The following is an 18,328-nucleotide window of genomic DNA, read 5'->3' on the forward strand; positions in this document are numbered from 1 at the left end:
GAGCCCCATATGAATAAGCAGACAATGACCACAGCTCAAGCATTAGTTAAGTTTCTGAACCAACAATATGTTGAAGTTGATGGTGAGCAGTATCCGTTTATTCAGGGAGTATTTACCATCTTCGGCCATGGTAACGTGGTAGGTTTAGGACAGGCGCTGGAAGAGGCGCCTGGACACCTACAAGTTTATCAAGGATGCAACGAACAAGGGATGGCACACATCGCAACGGGTTTTGCAAAACAGAAAAAACGTAAGCAAATTTGTGCCGTCACATCTTCTGTTGGGCCGGGAGCGGCAAATATGGTGACAGCGGCCGCGACAGCGACCGCTAACCGTATCCCTCTGTTACTGCTGCCAGGTGATACTTTCGCAACCCGCCAGCCGGATCCTGTTTTACAGCAAGTGGAACAGTATGGTGATGGTACGATCAGCACGAATGATTGCTTTCGACCTGTTTCCCGCTATTGGGATCGCGTGTCTCGCCCTGAGCAATTAATGGCAGCGATGATCAATGCGATGCGCGTATTAACCGATCCCGCTGATACTGGCGCAGTGACAATTTGTTTACCGCAAGATGTTCAAGGTGAAGCGTGGGACTATCCTGATTATTTCTTTGCCAAGCGTGTTCATCGTATTGAACGCCGTCCTGCAACGACGGTGAGTTTAGCCGATGCTGTAAATTTAATTCGTAGTAAGAAAAAACCATTACTTATCTGTGGTGGTGGTGTTCGCTATTCCGAGGCGCATGAGGCATTTCGTACTTTTGCTGAACATTATGCGATCCCATTTGGAGAGACTCAGGCGGGTAAAAGTGCCATTGTGGCCGATCATCCGTTGAATGTCGGTGGTATTGGTACAACAGGCGGCTTGGCAGCTAACCTATTAGCGAAAGAAGCAGACTTAATCATTGGTGTCGGTACGCGTTTCACGGATTTTACGACGGCATCCAAATCCTTATTTAGTCACCCTGATGTCCAGTTTTTAAATATTAACGTTGCTGAGTTTGATGCTTGTAAATTAGATGCCTTAAAAATCATTGCTGACGCAAAAGAAGGCTTAACAGCGCTTGATGCCTTGCTACAAGATTGTGGCTATCAGGCTCAGTGGGGTGAGCGTATTCAGCAGGCCAAAAAACAATGGCAATCTGAGTTAGAAAGACTGTTTTCAATTCAGTATAACCCATTGAATTTTATTCCTGAAATTGCGGGGCATCTGGATGATAAGTTAGAAGAGTACCGTGAGGTTTTAGGCTCTGAACTGACCCAAACTCGTGTGCTGGGGCTAATGCAACAGTATATGGAGGATGACGCTATTGTTGTTGGTGCAGCAGGCTCGTTACCCGGTGATTTACAACGCATTTGGTTACCTAAACATCCTGATACTTATCATCTGGAATACGGGTATTCCTGTATGGGCTACGAAGTCGCCGCTGCGGTAGGGGCGAAAATTGCCGCACCAGATCAGCCTGTTTATGCGATGGTAGGAGATGGCTCATACCTGATGTTACACAGCGAGTTACAAACCGCCATCCAAGAAAACATTAAAATTACCATTCTGTTATTTGATAACGCAGGATTTGGCTGCATTAACAACCTGCAAATGAGTCAAGGAATGGGCAGTTTTGGCACAGAGAATCGTCACCGTAATCCTAAAACGGGGCAAATGGACGGTCCTTTAGTTAAAGTGGACTTTGCTAAAAATGCCGAGAGTTATGGATGTAAAAGCTATCGTGTTCATGATGAAGCACAATTAATTGCGGCTATCGAAGAGGCAAAATCACAGTCTGGTTGTGTCTTAATTGATATCAAAGTGCTACCTAAGACCATGACTAATGGTTATGAAGCTTGGTGGCGTACAGGAACCGCTCAGGTAGCGAAAAAACCAGAAGTTGTTGCAGCAGCAGATAAAATTAAGGATATGGTCGCAAATCGAGTACGGCAGTACTAGCGCATGGCTCTGTAGGGAGAGTCATGGGCTAAGGGCGGCTTGCCGCCCGATAGTCGCGCCTTAAATCATTCTTTGATGCATCGATAGCTGATTAAGGATGGGGGAATTGATACCCTTGTTAAGGGGATGTCGTCATCCTAGCCTTAAGCAGAGTCCAGTTTGCAATAACACGGGATTAGCTTGAATTGAGTTAAACAACGTAAGGTTATTTATCGGGAAGTTTGCATGGATGCATTGGCTGCAATTTGACGATTAAAGTGGTTGACGTCATTAAGTTATTTTTTGTTACCCAGCGAAAGCTGGGTTTTTTGTTTTTTGGCGGTTAGTTAACTTTTTATCTGTTGATAAGGGCAAAAAACAGAAAAATAAAAGAGAGTAACTGTAATAAAATCATCGTTAATGAAATATACATTTCAAAATAGCCGTTAAGTCTCATGTTGGTGGCTTTAAGGCTTACTCTCATTGTGACTAATTACACTGCTGTTAGCCTAATTGCTTGAGTTTACATTGTTATTTTGTGATCGAAATAACACTAAAAATCCACTTAATTATAGCAATTGTTACCTAGCGCTCAAAAACATAATTTTCAATTAATTATAAATTGAAATGAATGTTTTATTTGTTATATTTCATCATATCCTAATAGTGGATTTATAGCCTCAAGGAGCATTTCAATGTTCAATATAGCACTATTTGGCGCAGGACGTATCGGACAGGTTCATGCTGTCAATATTGCCGGCCACAAAGAAACCTCACTTTATTCTGTGATTGATCCTTATCAGCCTAACGCCCTCGCATTGGCTGAAAAGTATCAAGCAAAAGTGCAATCAACAGAAGAAGCGATGCAAGATCCAAATGTTCATGGTGTTCTGATTGCTTCTGCAACGGATACTCATGCGGATTTAATCGAATTGGCAGCAAAAAACAACAAGGTTATTTTCTGTGAAAAACCCGTTCACTTAGATCTTGAACGAGTGAGACAGTGCCTCAAAAGCGTTAAAGAACACAATGTGCCTTTATTTATTGGTTTCAACCGCCGTTATGACCCACAGTTCCGCCACCTGAAAAATTTATTCGAACAAGGCGCGATTGGTAAAGCTGAATCTTTAATTATTACATCACGGGACCCATCACCTCCACCAGCGGAATACGTAAAAGTTTCCGGTGGTATGTTCAGAGATATGACGATTCATGACTTTGACATGGCGCGTTTTATGATCGGAGAAAATCCATGCTCTGTCTATGCGCAAGGCAGCAATGTTGTTGATCCAGCGATTGGACAAGCAGGGGATATCGATACCGCATTTATTATTTTGAAATTCCCTTCTGGTGCCATGGCAACAATTTCTAACAGTCGTCGTTCAGGTTATGGCTATGACCAGCGTATTGAATTACATGGCGAGAAAGGTCTCTTAACCGCAGGTAATATCAAAGAGAATAGCGTTGAGTTTTTAAGCGATGTCGGTTGCTTATCAGCGAAACCAGAGTTTTTCTTCTTACAGCGCTATCACGAAGCTTATAAAGCGGAGTGGAATCACTTTGTTGATATTCTTGCCGGTCGTGCTGAGTCAGAAACAACGGGTACCGATGGTGAGTTGGCACTGTATCTAGCAGATAAAGCGCTTGAGTCATTAAAAACAGGCAAAGAAGTTCAACTTTAACTTTTAATTACCTCTTATTTACCGATTACTAACTATAAAAAGCGGGAAATCATACTCCCGCTTCATCAGTCACCTTACATATATTTATGCGCTAATTATAAATAGAAAGGCTTGGGGGTACTAATGCTGGCTCTACTTTCATTTATCGGCTTTACCTTATTAGTTGCAGGGATTGCCTATTACAAAACACGAAATGCTCATTTAACCTCTTCTGCGGAAGGATATTTCTTAGGCGGTCGTTCTATGACAGGCCTATATATTGGTGGCTCAATGCTGCTAATGAACTTATCGACAGAGCATCTTGTTGGGCTTAACGGTTTATCTTTCCGAACCGGCTTTATTGTTATGGCTTGGGAAGTCATGGCGGCATTAACTATTGTGTTATTCGCCATTTATTTTTTACCGAAATATCTTAAATTAGGTATTTCTACGATTCCTGAATATTTAGAACGCCGCTTTGACAAAAACACCTTGTTAATTACATCCATTCTATTTTTAGCAATGTATGTTATTTCTTTGCTACCAATTGTTCTCTATACAGGTGCGATTGCCCTTGAAAGTTTATTCCAAGTTTCACATGTTTTTAATGTCGATAAAACGACAGCATTGTGGATTATGGTATGGGGTGTCGGTGGTTTAGGTGCTATTTATGCTATTTTTGGTGGTATTAAAGCAATCGCGATTGCAGATACCGTTAATGGTGCAGGGCTTATTATCGGGGGGCTATTAGTCACGATATTTGCATTATTATATGTTGGTGATGGTAATGCGTGGGCGGGTCTAAGTGAAGTTTATCAAGCTCACCCTGATAAGTTTAACTCCATTGGTGACGAAGATTCACTGGTACCCTTTTCGACGCTATTTACTGGTTTGATCGTTTCCAATATGTTTTTCTGGTGTACCAACCAATCAATTGTACAAAAGTCGTTAGGAGCGAAGAACTTAGCTGAAGGGCAGAAAGGGGTGATGCTGTGCGCATTCTTTAAGTTAATTATCCCATCTATTATTATTCTGCCTGGTATCATTGCATTCCATATTCTTAGTGGTGAAATTGATAATCCTGATAATGCATACCCTGTATTAGTACACATGGTGCTGCCTGAGTTTTTAGTTGGCTTTTTCGCCGCGGTGGTTGTTGGTGCTGTATTCTCCACCTTCAGTGGTGGCTTGAACTCATCCGTCACTTTATTCACTGTGAATATCTATAAAGATCGCATCAATAAGAATGCTACTGAAGCTCAAACCGTGAAAGTCGGTAAATATTTAGGTATTGCTTTAGCGCTGGCGACAATGATTATTGCACCTTTAGTGGCTAATGCACCGGATGGGTTGTTTTATTTAATTCAGCAATTACAAGGTATCTTTAACGCACCTATTTTAAGTGTCGTGTTAGTTGGTTTAATGACTAAACGCGTGCCTGCTATTGCGGCAAAATTAGGGCTATTATTTGGAATGTCGGCCTATTTAATTTGCAACTTTGTCTTAGACCTGAATATTCACTTCTTCCATTTAGTCGGTATTCTGTTCGTTGCTAATATTATCTTTATGTTGACGATTGGCTATTTCTTCCCCGGTAAACCTTATGAAGAAGTGTATACAGAGCAAGTGGACATTTCGCCATGGCGCTTTGCAACGCCTGTAGCTTGTCTAATCGTGTTGGGCGCAATTTCAATGTACGTCTATTTAGCTCAAGGTGCACCAAGCTACGTCATGGTTGGTTACTATATTTTCGCTGCCATCTTGTTAACGTTTATTATTTATAAATTTTCAAAAGCATGGCTAGCAGGCAAAACACAATCAGTGAATGCATAAAGGAGAGTAACAGATTATGGAGCCATCACTTATCCCGATGGTTAAGCAATTCATCTCGCAGCGTGACCCATTTGATCGCTTAGATGAAATGCAATTAAACCAGTTAGTCAATAGTGTTGAAATTAGCTATTTGACACAACGGGAGGTGTTAAAACCGCAACAAATTGCTGGCCAAGGTTTGTATCTGGTGAGAACTGGGGCGGTGGAACAGCGTTACGCTGATGGCTCTTTAAGAGCAAGGCTGGGGGCCGGTGATGTTTTTGGTTTCAGTGTGTTAAATAAAACAGCGGATTCCCCAGGCGAGTATCAAGTGATCGCGATAGAGAATACATTACTCTACTGTATTCCGAGGGTTTCTTTATTGTTAGCAATGGAGCAAAACCAAGCTGTTCGTCATCATTTTGCTTGTGAAGAAGGTGAACGGTTAGCATCACGCCCTAAGGTCGATAAACTGACAGAAGATAGTCTGTTGTATTTAAACCCAGTATCCTCGATAGAAAATGGCAATATCGTCGTCATTACTCCGGGAACGAGTGTTCAAGATGCCGCTCAAGAAATGGTACGTAAGCACCGTTCATCGGCATTAGTGATGGATGGGGAAATATTATTAGGCATTATTACTGACCGAGATCTCACAAAGCGTGTTGTTGCTTTGGGATTAGATATTAAAACGCCGGTCAGTAAGATTATGACAGAAAATCCAATTACAATTGCGGCGAACGCCCCCATCATAAATGCCATTGAGCTGATGATGCAACATAACATCCGTAGCCTACCGGTGATGACGAACCACCGTATTACGGGGGTTTTAACCGCAACAAGCTTAGTGCAAAAAAACAGCATGCAAGCGGTGTACTTAATTAGCCGAATTTATCGTCAAGATAGCTTAGATGATTTGAAGGCATTAGGCGTGCAACGGCAAGCGGTATTTGAATCTCTGATAGAGGCTGGGGTTCAATCGCACACGATTCAATTGATGATGACATTAATTGCTGATGCCTTTAATAAACAGCTTTTGAAACTGGCTGAGCGAGAACTCGGGGAGCCCCCTTGTGACTATTGCTGGTTTGCTGCTGGATCACAAGCGCGACAAGAGATGCATTACCTTTCCGATCAAGATAATGGCATCATTTTAGCTCGTGAAGTGACTAAAGAAGAAGAGGGCTGGTTTAGGCAACTAGCAGAGTATGTTTGCTATGGCTTGGATGAGTGTGGGTATTCTCTCTGCCCCGGTCATATTATGGCAACCAACCCGAAATGGTGTAAGCCTTTGACTCAGTGGCAAGCTTATTATCAGCAGTGGTTAAAAGAGCCTGAGCAGCTTGCTTTATTAAATATTTCTGTTTTTTTAGATATTCGTTTTCTTTATGGTAGCCAAGTACTTTTCAACTCATTGCTTCGTTCCGCGGAATCTCATTTAAAAGGTAATAAGCGATTACTGTCGATGCTAGTTGCCAACTCCACGCGAATCAATCCACCGTTGGGCATGTTTAGGCAGTTTGTGTTGGTCAAAAATGGCGAAAACCACAGTGTATTTAATATTAAAAAACAAGCGGTAAACCTATTAGTCGAATTGGCACGCGTATATTCATTAGAGGCGGGAGTGTTGACACCATCAACAATGACTCGCTTTGAAGTTGCCCGAGATTCAGGCATTATTAGCGCTGCTTCCTGCCAAGAATTAACTGAAGCATATTTATTTATCAATCAGGTTAGATTTGGCTGCCAGCGTAGGGCATTATTAGCTGGGGATGTACTCTCCAATTTAATCGTTCCCCAACGGCTCACCCAATTTGAGCGAAACCACTTAAAAGATGCGTTTCGTATCATCGCGAGGACTCAAGAAGCTGCGGAACAACGTTATCATGCTAAAGGGATAATGAAATGATAGGTTCATTGTTGTGCTATCATCAACCTTTGACCCGTTTAGCGCGTCGGCGAGCAAAATTATTACGTACTCGTCAGCTACCCACATTATTGCAGGAAGTGCTGGAAGCACCTTTACCTACTGATGATAGCCCATTAAAAACACAAAAAATTCTTTCCATTGATTTAGAAACAACAGGGTTGGATCCCGCAAAAGATCGAATTTTGAGTATTGGGATGGTTACTATTGCAGAGAATAAAATTCTCCTCAAAAGTGCTCAACATTATTATGTGAATGATGTGGAACCTGTTAAAGCGGAAACTGCGGTAATTAACCATATAACGCCAGAGCAATTAAGTGGTGGCATCTCTTTATCTCATGCTGTCGCTTTTTTCTTACATGAAGCAAAAGATAAATGCATTTTGGCGCACGGTGGTGCCATAGAGCAAGCCTTTCTTTCTAACGCATTAAATATAAAAGAATTACCATTAATTTGGTTTGATACACTGAATATCGAAAAAAGCGTGTTAAGCCATAAAAATATTAATCGAAATGATTTCAGTTTATCGGCATTAAGAAACCATTATCAGTTGCCTGATTATGACGCACACAATGCGCTTTCAGATGCGATTGCCACCGCAGAATTATTTCTCGCCCAATCTAAAGTCATTTATCCCTCTCAACATCCTGTTATTAAACAACTTTATAAGCGTTCACTGTAGCGCTTATCTGTTTTTTTGAAATTTTTATTTCATTTTCAACGCTGTTTTATTTCATTTATATCATTCTTAACGAAGCGTTTTATTTTTATTTCTTTATAAATTAGATGATTACATAAAAAACTCAGGCTAGATCACATAATGAAATTAATATTTCTCGTTATGTTGAAAATGAAATAAATATTCCGTATAACATCAGTATTAAATAAAAACATCAGACACAGACATCAAACTAGCTTGCACTATAAATGATGAGCTGCATGAAGGGAGAATACAGAATGAAAGAAATCCGCATTGGTCTGATTGGTACTGGCTACATTGGCCGTGCCCATGCAATAGCTTATGCGCAAGCACCAACCGTATTTCCATTAAAAGGAAAACTCGTTCGCGAGATGGTGGCAGAGGTGACCCCTGAATTAGCTGAAGCGCGCGCAAAAGAGTTAGGTTTTAATCGTTCAACCGATGACTGGCGCAAACTGGTTGCCGACCCAAATATTGATGTTGTTGATATTTGCTCTCCTAACTTTTTACACAAAGAAATGGCAATGGAAGCGATTAAACATGGCAAACATGTTTATTGCGAAAAGCCTCTCGCATTAAATTCTCAAGATGCCAAAGAAATGGTTGCCGCGGCTGAAAAAGCAGGGGTGAAAACGTTAGTGGGCTTTAACTATATGAAGAACCCAACTGCACAGTTAGCTAAAGAAATTATTGCTAATGGTGAAATTGGGGAAGTGATTCATTTTTATGGCACACATAATGAAGATTACATGGCTGATCCAACCGCACCGATCCATTGGCACTGTTTTAAAGAAAAAGCCGGTTTGGGTGCTTTAGGGGATTTGTCTGCTCATATTGTCAATATGGCTCAATTCTTAGTGGGCGATATTGAAACAGTCTGTGGCGATATGGAAATAGTAATTAAAAAACGCCCAGAAAAAATAGGTTCTTCAGTGATGGTTGATGTTGAAAATGAAGACCAAGCACATGCCATGGTGCGTTTCGCTGGTGGTGCAATGGGCGTGATTGAAACATCGAGGATTGCGGCCGGGCGTAAGATGGGGCTGACTTATGTGGTAACAGGCACAAAAGGCACCTTATCCTTTACCCAAGAGCGTATGGCTGAACTGAAACTCTATCGTCACGATGAGCCTGCAAACCGTCAAGGGTTCAAAACGATTTTAGTTGGGCCAGAACATCCGGATTATGCGCCGTTTTGTAATGGTGCAGGGCACGGTATTGGATTTAATGACCAAAAAACAGTTGAAGTACGCGATTTAATTGATGGTGTTGCGACCGGTGAAAATATGTGGCCTGACTTTGAGGAAGGCTGGAAAGTGTCGCGTATTCTTGATGCTATCGCACGTTCTTATGAAGAACAACGCTGGGTTAAAGTCACTGAAATCAATTAATTCTGTTCAAGGGGTAATTAATGGATAAGCAGAAGAAGTTAGATGTTATCTGCATGGGGCGTATCGCCGTTGACCTTTACGGACAGCAAATTGGTGCGCGCTTAGAGGATATGAGTAGCTTTGCTAAGTATCTCGGAGGATCTTCTGGGAACGTTGCGTATGGTACGGCAATACAAGGTTTGAAATCATCGATGCTAGCCCGTGTTGGGGATGAGCACATGGGACGCTTCATTCGCGAAGAGTTACAACGTGTAGGCTGTGATACCAGCCACCTGATCACCGATAAAGATAGGCTAACAGGATTAGTGATCTTAGGGATTAAAGATGAAGATACTTTCCCTCTGATTTTTTACCGCGAAAACTGTGCCGACATGGCGATTACGCCAGATGACTTTAGTGAAGAGTATATTGCTTCAGCACGTTGCCTTGCTATCACAGGGACTCACTTATCCCATCCTAAAACCCGTGCAGCGGTCCTTAAAGCATTAGACTATGCAAAACGCAATGGCGTGAAAACCGCAATCGATATTGATTATCGCCCTGTACTTTGGGGATTGACTTCACTGGGTGACGGAGAGACACGTTTTATTGAGTCAGACAAAGTGACCGAGCAGCTGCAAGAAGTATTGTCGCTATTTGACTTGATTGTTGGCACCGAGGAAGAGTTTCACATTGCAGGCGGCTCGACCGATACCATCCAAGCATTAAAAAATATCCGAAAACTAACCAAGGCGGAATTAGTCTGTAAGCGTGGCGCATTGGGATGCTCAGTATTTACCGATGTGATCCCAGAAACCTTGGATGAAGGAATTACTGTAAAAGGTGTACGCGTTGAAGTCCTGAATGTATTAGGGGCTGGTGATGCCTTTATGTCGGGGTTATTGCGTGGTTATCTCAATGGTGAAGGTTGGGAAAAAGCCTGTACTTATGCGAATGCTTGTGGGGCGTTAGTCGTTTCTCGTCATGGTTGTGCACCAGCGATGCCAAGCAAAATTGAATTAGATAACTATCTTGAACGAGCCGCTGCTGTACCTCGACCAGACTTGGATCCGATGCTTAATCATTTACATCGTGTGACAACGCGAGCCACACACTGGGAAGAATTGTGCGTAATGGCTTTTGATCATCGTATTCAATTTGTCGATATGGCGCGTGCTGCTGGTGCTGATATTTCATGTATTCCATACCTGAAAAAATTGATTTTCCGTGCAAGCTGTGAAGTGGCGGAAGAGGCTAACTTGCAAGGCAAAGCAGGACTACTGTGTGACAGTACTTTTGGCCAAGATGTGCTGAATGATGTGACTGGTCGCGGTTGGTGGATAGGGCGTCCTATTGAACTACCCGCGTCAAGACCACTATGTTTAGAGCACGGTAATATTGGCTCACAGCTAGTTAGTTGGCCAAAAGAGCATATCGTGAAATGTTTAGTTTTCTTCCACCCAGAAGATAATCATCCATTACGCCTTGAGCAGGAAAAAACCGTTCAAGAGGTCTATAGCGCTTGCTGTCAATCAGGTCATGAATTACTACTTGAAGTCATTCTACCAGCCGATATGGAACGTAATGACGAACTTTATCTCAGAGCAATCAAACGCTTCTATAACTTAGGTATTAAACCTGACTGGTGGAAATTACCGCCATTGAAAGCTGAAAATTGGGATGAAGTGGATGCATTGATCCAAGAACGTGATCCGTATTGCCGTGGTGTTGTGCTATTGGGTCTAGATGCACCACAAGCTGAATTAGAAGCCGGCTTCAATGCTGCTGCGGGCAAATCGGTTGTAAAAGGGTTCGCAGTGGGTCGCACATTATTTGCTAAACCTTCTCTCGCATGGATGAAAGGTGAAATGGACGATGATGCGCTAGTACAGACGATTAAATCAAATTACCACAACCTGATCGCCCTATGGCGTCAGCGTAAATAATTTTACTTTTACCTATACACAGGAGCTTCATCATGGCAATCCAACTCGGAATTAACCCTTTGACATGGACCAATGATGATTTACCAACATTGGGCGCAGAAACGCCACTGGAAACATGTTTAACTGAAGGCCGTCAGGCAGGGTTTGCAGGTTTTGAATTGGGTAATAAATTTCCGCGTAAGGCTGAAATTCTGGGCCCAATTTTAGAAAAACATGACCTTAAATTGGTTTCAGGCTGGTATTCAGGTGAATTACTGACTCGCAGCGTGGAAGAAGAAATTGAAGCAGTACAAGGGCACTTAGCACTACTCCGTGATTTGGGGGCTAAAGTGATGGTCTTCGCAGAAGTGACTCATTGCATACACGGCGATCAAGACAAACCGGTACATATGCGCCCTTTATTCCCTGCGGACAAGTGGGAAGAATACGGTAAAAAATTGACTGAATTTGCAAAATATACCCTATCACAAGGGGTACAAATTGCTTACCACCATCACATGGGGACAGTGATTGAGTCAGCAGAAGATGTTGATAATCTAATGAAACACACCGGTGATGAAGTGGGATTACTGCTTGATACTGGACACTTAACTTTCGCTGGCGCTGATCCCGTTGAAGTTGCTAAGCGTTGGGCTAAGCGTATCAATCACGTTCACTGCAAAGACGTTCGTCCAGATGTACTTAAAGATGTGAAAAATCGTAAAACCAGTTTCTTGAATGCGGTATTAGCGGGTGTCTTTACTGTACCAGGAGATGGTTGCGTTGATTATCCAGCAGTATTTAAAGTATTGAAAAATAGTCAATATGAAAATGGTTGGTTGGTGGTTGAAGCAGAACAAGACCCAGCTATTGCTCATCCACTAACATATGCAACAATGGGTTATAACAACCTGCATAAATTTGCTAAAGATGCAGGACTGATCTAACGAATCATCATAGTGAAGCTCAATGACTTGAGTTACAGGTTATTGAAGAGTGAAGTTATCCCGATGAATCGATAATTTTCGAGGATTCGGGTAACTGAGCTTCCACAGCTTAAAGTTTGTTTTAGAGGCCGAGGTAAGCGATATGTCAAAATTATTATCAAAGTATCATTCTCCAGATGAAAACAAGCGTACTCAGCATATTACGCCTGAATCCGCTAACTGGGGATATGTGCACTTTGATGTGTATGAACTCAAACAAGGTGAATCTATTTCCTTGCCGGCATCTGAGAATGAAGTTTGTCTAGTGTTGGTTGCGGGTAAAGCAACGGTGAAAACACCAAAGCAGACATTCGAAAATATTGGCGACCGTATGGATCCTTTTGAGCGCAAAAAGCCGTATGCGGTTTATGTGACAGCACAAGAGTCGGTTGAAGTAACCGCAGAAACGGCGCTAGAGCTAGCAGTATGCCAAGCAAAAGGGAAAGGAACTTATCCTACACGTTTGATTGGGCCTGATGACATTGGTGCAGAGCAACGTGGCCATGGCAATAACAAACGTTATGTTCATAACATCCTACCTGATAATAAATCTGCTGATAGCTTACTGGTGGTTGAAGTCTTTACCGATGAGGGATGTACAAGTTCGTATCCAAGTCATAAACATGATACCGATAATGAGCCAGCAGAAACGTATCTAGAAGAAACCTATTACCATCGTTTGAATCCGCCACAAGGGTTCTGTATGCAGCGAGTTTACACTGATGATCGTGAGTTAGATGAGTGTATGGCTGTTTACAACAAAGATGTCGTCATGGTGCCGAAAGGATATCACCCAATGGCCACAATGGCAGGTTACGACAACTATTATCTTAACGTTATGGCTGGTCCGACACGTAAATGGTTATTTACATGGGAAAAAGACCATAGCTGGGTTAATAGTGAAGAGTATGCTGCTAAACATCGTGATAAAAAGTCGTCGTGAAAACTCAGAGAGTTTAGCTTGTTTTGTTAATAGCCTCTCACAGGCACGGTATACCGTATATGTGGTCTACGAATTAGCGCGCTTTGATCGGTTATTTAGAGACAATGTGAATTTTTAGAGTATGTACCAAAACCAAAATCTGTTATCTACTATTTGCCGGTAATGTATTACCGGCTTTTTTATTTATTACCATATTAATAAATAATTTTTTCTTATTGAATCAGTTATAAAGCATGTCAATGGTTGAATCTGAATTGTAATGTCAATCACATTATTAATATATTAATCTGTTCGAATGTTTCCGTTGTGTTAATTTTGTGTAAACAAAAAACACAATGAGTGAGGTGTGAATGAAGCGCAAAACAGGTTTTTTCTTTGATGAGCATTGTTTTTGGCATAGTACTGGTTTGCATGCAACCACATTGCCTGTTGGTGGTTGGGTTCAGCCTCCGTCAGGCGCTTCTCATGCTGAATCACCGGAAACCAAAAGGCGTCTAAAAAGCTTGATGGATGTCTCAGGGCTAAGCCGCTCTCTTATTTTGTCTTCTGCGGAGCCAGCGAGCGAAGAGACCCTACTCAAAATCCATCCTCAAGAATATTTAACGCGTTTCAAACAGGTGAGTGATAACGGCGGTGGCTTATTGGGTAAAGAGGCTCCATTAGGTCCAGGAAGCTATGAAATCGCTAAACTGTCAGTGGGGTTAGCCTGTGCAGCCGTTGAAGCTGTACTGAAAGGTGAGTTGGATAATGCTTATAGCCTTTCTCGTCCACCGGGGCATCATTGTCTACCTGATGAATCAATGGGCTTCTGTTTTCTTGCCAATATTCCCTTGGCAATTGAATATGCAAAAGAGCGTTTTAACATAGAACGCGTTGCTGTGATTGATTGGGATGTTCACCACGGTAATGGGACCCAGCATATTTTTTGGGATCGCGCCGATGTATTAGCGATTTCGCTACATCAAGATGGATGTTTCCCTCCGGGGTATAGCGGTGAAGATGATATTGGGGTCGGTGAAGGCGAAGGATTCAATTTGAATATCCCATTGTTAGCGGGGGCAGGCCACAATAGCTATATTTATGCAATGAAGCAAATCGTTATACCTGCTTTAGAACGCTTTAAGCCTGAACTGATCATTGTTGCCAGTGGTTATGATGCCAATGCAATGGACCCGTTAGCAAGAATGCAACTTCATAGTGAAAGCTTTCGAGAAATGACACAGCTTGTGATGGATGCCGCGGATAGGCTGTGTGATGGAAAATTGGTTATTGTTCATGAAGGCGGTTATTCAGAAGCTTACGTACCATTTTGTGGCTTAGCTGTCATAGAAGAGATGAGTGGCGTCCGTACTGAGGTGATTGACCCGCTATTAGATTTTATTGGTCTTCAGCAGCCAAGGGATGAATTTGAACGCTTTCAACAGCAACAATTAGATAAACTAAAAGAAAAATTTGGTTTGTAATCTTATTCGATAGGGGCTGTTTGCTAATGTGATGCAAAGCCCCTATTTATTAATAAGCGACGGTAAATTGTTTATGAATAAACTGTGGCTTTTCTGCTTCATCAAGAATAGCAACAGCCAGATCTTCAACGGAAATTTTGGCTGGAACATGACCATTCATGAGCAACTGGTTACCTGCAAGCCTAAATGTTTGAGTACGCTCTCCTGATTCTAATATGGCCGCGGGAGACACAAAGGTCCAATCCAGTTCCGGCGTATTCTGTAGTACCTGCTTAAATTCTCTTACAGCCTGTGCACCAGGTTTAATTTCCTCAGGAAAATCGGGAGAATCAATCAATTCTATACCGGGGGCTATCTCTAAACTGCCGGCACCGCCAACAACAATTAATCGCTTGACACCGGATAGCTTGACCGCTTGTAAAATAGCTTGATTACCTATCACGGTATCTTGGTATAGATTAGGATTTTGGCAGCCACCATTAAAAGCACTGATCACAATATCCTGTCCTTTCAGTCGGGCTGTTAGCCATGAAATATCAGTAATGTCACCAGAAGAGGTTATCAAATGGGCATGTTGTGGAAGTCTATTACTGTGACGTGAAATGGCAGTCACTTGGTGTTGGCGTAGCAGTGCTTCTTCAACCAATGGCTTACCAACAAAACCTGTTGCTCCAATAATTGATATTTTCATCTTTTGCCCCGCAATTGATTGACAATATGAGTTATAGTCATTTTATAACCATAATTGATACAGATTTTCTACGTAGCTTTCTTTGAGTATATCTCATTCTGTATGACTATAGTGGTATTCCCTTATCAATTTACTGAACATTACGAGCCGCTTTGCATCTCATTGCGTTGCAATCGGACCGTCTTGCAACGCATTATTTGGCATCTCGAAATAGTTTTAAGACGATACTCGTGATAATGGCGATGGCACCACCTAGCGCGGTTTCTAATACTCTATCAAAGAGCAGCACGTATGCAGGATGCCGCCAATAGATGACTTGTTCGAGAACCGAAAGAATTAAACTGGTTACAATAAAAGTCATAAAAGTATAGCCGTGATGGAAGCTCATCGGCATTAGAAATGCAAAAACAACGATGGAAATTAGGCCGATATAGGGCATTAGCGGTGTATTGAATAAAAAATAAAGTAAAATAACTGAAAGTAAACTTCCCGCTACACGCTGAAGTGTTATATGAATAATACTTTGTGATTTTGGATGTAAAACAAATACAAAGGTGAGTAACGTCCAATAGAAATGGCCCAGATCTAACATTCGTGGTATGGCTAACGAAAGCAATAAACCTATCGCGTAAGTCATTGATCTAGGAATGATATACTTACGTAGTGTGAATAGGTTTTGTTCAACAAGGCTGCCCGTTAGGATAGTGTGACGATGCATCTTTTGGCTTAAGAGATAACAAGTCATTAGAGTGACGCTACTACCGATTAAAAAACCAAGCGCAAGGCTTTTTGAAATATCAGGTAAAATAGTGCCGATGGTTGACATGATAATCATAAATTTCATGGTCAAATCCATCACAGGATCCGTGCCATACAACTGGTAATAAATAAATGAAAAAATGGCGAGATAAATATAAAAACCTGTGCCTAACCGTAATGTATCCCCGATAAAAATCGCAGCCATGATCATGGCAAGCCAAAAAGCGGTATAGAAATAGTTCTTGTACTCTTTCGCGGCATTAAAAAGGTTAAATGCATATAAGGTTGAGAAAGCGGCCCACATAGAAGCTTGCACATCCATAATAGCAAAAGCGACTGCTGCACTTAATAGCATACAGCCACTAAACATGAGACCGTCATGAATCGCTGGTATTTTTCTCATAAAAAGATGCTCACAATTTGCAGTGTAAGTTATTATTTATTAAGGTAATTTATACTAACACAGATCTTAGTTAAACGCTGTCTATCAATCAATCCATTTGAATTCACAGACAAAAGGCAAACTTCAGCCAAAATAAAGCTAACGGTATTTTTTGCATGCTAAAAAATGCATAATAACGGCAGAGCATGTCGTTATTATGAAAATAAGGAATAAGTGATGCAAGTGAATCCCCATGATTTTGTCTGGATCAGTAGCCTTGATGATTTGCCGAAGGAATCACTGCCTGAATGGGTTATTTCTCAATGGAATAAGCAACTACCATTGGTTGTGCGTAGAGAGGCAACGGCTCAAGAAAAACTTTCAGTGGGAATTCGAGGAATAAAGCCGGGTCAGCGCTTTATCACGCAAATTGATAAGTCAGCTATTACTCACATTATGAATGTAGAATCATTAGTTGCGAATTCCCGTGAATTGCAACGTTCTATGTTTATCGCATTACCGCCTGTACAAGTACTGTTATTACTTTCACAGCATAATTGGCCGTGGGCGTGGGCTGTGACCGGAAGCTGTGCTTATACATTAGTGACTGACATTCAAAGCATGCTTGCCGATTGTGATCTTGACGTATTAATCCGTTGTCCTACACGCCATAAAAAAGAAGATTTTGCTGAGTTCGCGATTAAAGCGAATACACCTTTATGTCGGATTGATATTCATATTGAAACGCCAAAAGGTGGCTTCTCATTAGCGGAATGGTTTAAAAATGAACAGGTGACACTCCATACACCGCGAGGAGCAGTCATAACGGCGGACCCATGGGATGATAATTTGTAATTGATGGCATAACAGACTGATTATGCTTGTTATTTGTTCGTGTTGCGCAAAAATTAATTTTGATGTTCGTACAGATGATTTTTTTCTAATCGATAGAAAGTCGTGAGTTGGGCTGTTTTCAGCCCAAACGCACGTATCATAGATGTTCTACAAAAGGTTCAGCTAATCCCGCTTGAAGCCACTCTTGCATCGCCGATAATGCGACCATACGGTCAACCCATTGCTGAGCAGCATTGCTGATCGGTAATTGATAACTGCGAATTCTAAACGCAACGGGGGCATAAAAGGCATCTACGGCAGTAAATTGATCTCCGGCTAGCCACGGCCCACCAAAGGTTGTGAGGCCTTCTTGCCATAATTGTTGGAGACGCTTGAGATCTGTTTGTAGTTCTCGGGAAATTTTTTCTAGTGGGGCATGATGAGAAAGATTCATTGCGCATTCTTTACGAAGGGTGGTAAATCCAGAATGCATTTCCGCACTCGCACTGCGCGCCCATGCCCGCGCGTGTTTATCTTTAGGCCATACTTGTGGATACGCTTCATACACATATTCGCAAATCGCTAGGGAATCCCAAACTGTTTGTTTTCCATCAATAAGGCAGGGGACGAGGCCTGAGGGAGAGAATGCTTTAAATTTGTCATAGCTATTGTGACCGCTTCCAATGTCAAAATAGCAAAGGTTTTCTTCGAAAGGGATACCTAAAGTTTTGAGTAATACCCAGGGTCGGAGTGACCACGAAGAATAATTTTTATTAGCAATCCAAAGTTTATACATAATATACCTACCGGATGATCAGCGAAGAGTCATAGAAATTAAGAAGGCTCCTAAAATTAGCATGTTAAAAAATTTAAAGAAAGATAAATACAGTAGTCTTATATATTAAAAGTATATGCTATGAATTAAAATTATAATAAAAAAGTCACCTT

At 41.7% G+C, this 18,328-nt stretch carries 14 protein-coding genes; 11 read left to right on the forward strand and 3 right to left on the reverse strand.

What is annotated here, in order from left to right:
• Positions 1 to 9 precede the first annotated feature (9 nt).
• The 10 genes from iolD (at position 10) to G3341_RS05715 (ending at position 14,714) form a co-directional block, all read left to right on the forward strand.
• Positions 10 to 1,947: a 3D-(3,5/4)-trihydroxycyclohexane-1,2-dione acylhydrolase (decyclizing) gene (gene iolD, locus G3341_RS05670; protein WP_195848148.1), complete on the forward strand. Its 1,938-nt coding sequence runs from the start codon at positions 10 to 12 to the stop codon at positions 1,945 to 1,947.
• Positions 1,948 to 2,621: 674 nt separating this feature from the next.
• Complete coding sequence (iolG, locus tag G3341_RS05675) at positions 2,622 to 3,608, forward strand: inositol 2-dehydrogenase (protein ID WP_154622711.1); 987 nt, start codon at positions 2,622 to 2,624, stop codon at positions 3,606 to 3,608.
• Between the two features lie 123 nt (positions 3,609 to 3,731).
• Positions 3,732 to 5,420, forward strand: coding sequence for a solute:sodium symporter family transporter (locus G3341_RS05680; RefSeq protein WP_154622712.1), 1,689 nt, complete (start codon positions 3,732 to 3,734; stop codon positions 5,418 to 5,420).
• Between the two features lie 16 nt (positions 5,421 to 5,436).
• Positions 5,437 to 7,308: a DUF294 nucleotidyltransferase-like domain-containing protein gene (locus G3341_RS05685; protein WP_163860872.1), complete on the forward strand. Its 1,872-nt coding sequence runs from the start codon at positions 5,437 to 5,439 to the stop codon at positions 7,306 to 7,308.
• A complete protein-coding gene (locus tag G3341_RS05690; RefSeq protein WP_154622714.1) occupies positions 7,305 to 8,009 on the forward strand; it encodes a 3'-5' exonuclease in 705 nt (234 codons plus the stop codon). The genes G3341_RS05685 and G3341_RS05690 overlap by 4 nt, the downstream gene beginning before the upstream one ends.
• A gap of 275 nt (positions 8,010 to 8,284) precedes the next feature.
• A complete protein-coding gene (locus G3341_RS05695; RefSeq protein WP_154622768.1) occupies positions 8,285 to 9,418 on the forward strand; it encodes a Gfo/Idh/MocA family protein in 1,134 nt (377 codons plus the stop codon).
• 20 nt (positions 9,419 to 9,438) lie between these two features.
• Complete coding sequence (locus G3341_RS05700) at positions 9,439 to 11,343, forward strand: bifunctional 5-dehydro-2-deoxygluconokinase/5-dehydro-2-deoxyphosphogluconate aldolase (protein ID WP_154622769.1); 1,905 nt, start codon at positions 9,439 to 9,441, stop codon at positions 11,341 to 11,343.
• Between the two features lie 32 nt (positions 11,344 to 11,375).
• Positions 11,376 to 12,269, forward strand: coding sequence for a myo-inosose-2 dehydratase (iolE, locus tag G3341_RS05705; RefSeq protein ID WP_154622770.1), 894 nt, complete (start codon positions 11,376 to 11,378; stop codon positions 12,267 to 12,269).
• A gap of 142 nt (positions 12,270 to 12,411) precedes the next feature.
• Positions 12,412 to 13,251, forward strand: coding sequence for a 5-deoxy-glucuronate isomerase (gene iolB / locus G3341_RS05710; protein WP_154622771.1), 840 nt, complete (start codon positions 12,412 to 12,414; stop codon positions 13,249 to 13,251).
• 350 nt (positions 13,252 to 13,601) lie between these two features.
• Positions 13,602 to 14,714: a class II histone deacetylase gene (locus G3341_RS05715; RefSeq protein ID WP_154623866.1), complete on the forward strand. Its 1,113-nt coding sequence runs from the start codon at positions 13,602 to 13,604 to the stop codon at positions 14,712 to 14,714.
• A gap of 49 nt (positions 14,715 to 14,763) precedes the next feature.
• On the opposite strand, the gene G3341_RS05720 is transcribed toward G3341_RS05715, so the two are convergent.
• On the reverse strand, positions 14,764 to 15,405 hold the full coding sequence (locus tag G3341_RS05720; RefSeq protein ID WP_163860873.1) for an NAD(P)-dependent oxidoreductase: 642 nt from the start codon (positions 15,403 to 15,405) through the stop codon (positions 14,764 to 14,766).
• A 193-nt stretch (positions 15,406 to 15,598) separates the two neighbouring features.
• A complete protein-coding gene (locus tag G3341_RS05725) occupies positions 15,599 to 16,567 on the reverse strand; it encodes an FUSC family protein (protein ID WP_154623864.1) in 969 nt (322 codons plus the stop codon).
• Between the two features lie 216 nt (positions 16,568 to 16,783).
• Here G3341_RS05725 and G3341_RS05730 point away from each other — a divergent pair, with 216 nt between their 5' ends.
• A complete protein-coding gene (locus G3341_RS05730; protein ID WP_163860874.1) occupies positions 16,784 to 17,401 on the forward strand; it encodes a malonate decarboxylase holo-ACP synthase in 618 nt (205 codons plus the stop codon).
• A gap of 136 nt (positions 17,402 to 17,537) precedes the next feature.
• Here the strand turns inward: G3341_RS05730 and G3341_RS05735 are convergent, their stop codons facing one another.
• Positions 17,538 to 18,176: a glutathione S-transferase family protein gene (locus tag G3341_RS05735; RefSeq protein WP_154635592.1), complete on the reverse strand. Its 639-nt coding sequence runs from the start codon at positions 18,174 to 18,176 to the stop codon at positions 17,538 to 17,540.
• Between the last annotated feature and the right edge of the window lie 152 nt (positions 18,177 to 18,328).

Origin of the sequence: Providencia vermicola (genome assembly GCF_010748935.1) — a bacterium.
In the GTDB taxonomy this organism is placed as follows: Bacteria; Pseudomonadota; Gammaproteobacteria; order Enterobacterales; family Enterobacteriaceae; genus Providencia; species Providencia zhejiangensis.

Coding starts and splice junctions, on each gene's coding strand:
- iolB (WP_154622771.1), top strand. CDS start 12,412: ATGTCAAAATTATTATCAAAGTATCATTCTCCAGATGAAAACAAGCGT.
- iolG (WP_154622711.1), top strand. CDS start 2,622: ATGTTCAATATAGCACTATTTGGCGCAGGACGTATCGGACAGGTTCAT.
- G3341_RS05725 (WP_154623864.1), bottom strand. CDS start 16,567: ATGAGAAAAATACCAGCGATTCATGACGGTCTCATGTTTAGTGGCTGT.
- G3341_RS05720 (WP_163860873.1), bottom strand. CDS start 15,405: ATGAAAATATCAATTATTGGAGCAACAGGTTTTGTTGGTAAGCCATTG.
- G3341_RS05690 (WP_154622714.1), top strand. CDS start 7,305: ATGATAGGTTCATTGTTGTGCTATCATCAACCTTTGACCCGTTTAGCG.
- iolE (WP_154622770.1), top strand. CDS start 11,376: ATGGCAATCCAACTCGGAATTAACCCTTTGACATGGACCAATGATGAT.
- G3341_RS05680 (WP_154622712.1), top strand. CDS start 3,732: ATGCTGGCTCTACTTTCATTTATCGGCTTTACCTTATTAGTTGCAGGG.
- G3341_RS05715 (WP_154623866.1), top strand. CDS start 13,602: ATGAAGCGCAAAACAGGTTTTTTCTTTGATGAGCATTGTTTTTGGCAT.
- G3341_RS05730 (WP_163860874.1), top strand. CDS start 16,784: ATGCAAGTGAATCCCCATGATTTTGTCTGGATCAGTAGCCTTGATGAT.
- G3341_RS05685 (WP_163860872.1), top strand. CDS start 5,437: ATGGAGCCATCACTTATCCCGATGGTTAAGCAATTCATCTCGCAGCGT.
- iolD (WP_195848148.1), top strand. CDS start 10: ATGAATAAGCAGACAATGACCACAGCTCAAGCATTAGTTAAGTTTCTG.
- G3341_RS05700 (WP_154622769.1), top strand. CDS start 9,439: ATGGATAAGCAGAAGAAGTTAGATGTTATCTGCATGGGGCGTATCGCC.
- G3341_RS05695 (WP_154622768.1), top strand. CDS start 8,285: ATGAAAGAAATCCGCATTGGTCTGATTGGTACTGGCTACATTGGCCGT.
- G3341_RS05735 (WP_154635592.1), bottom strand. CDS start 18,176: ATGTATAAACTTTGGATTGCTAATAAAAATTATTCTTCGTGGTCACTC.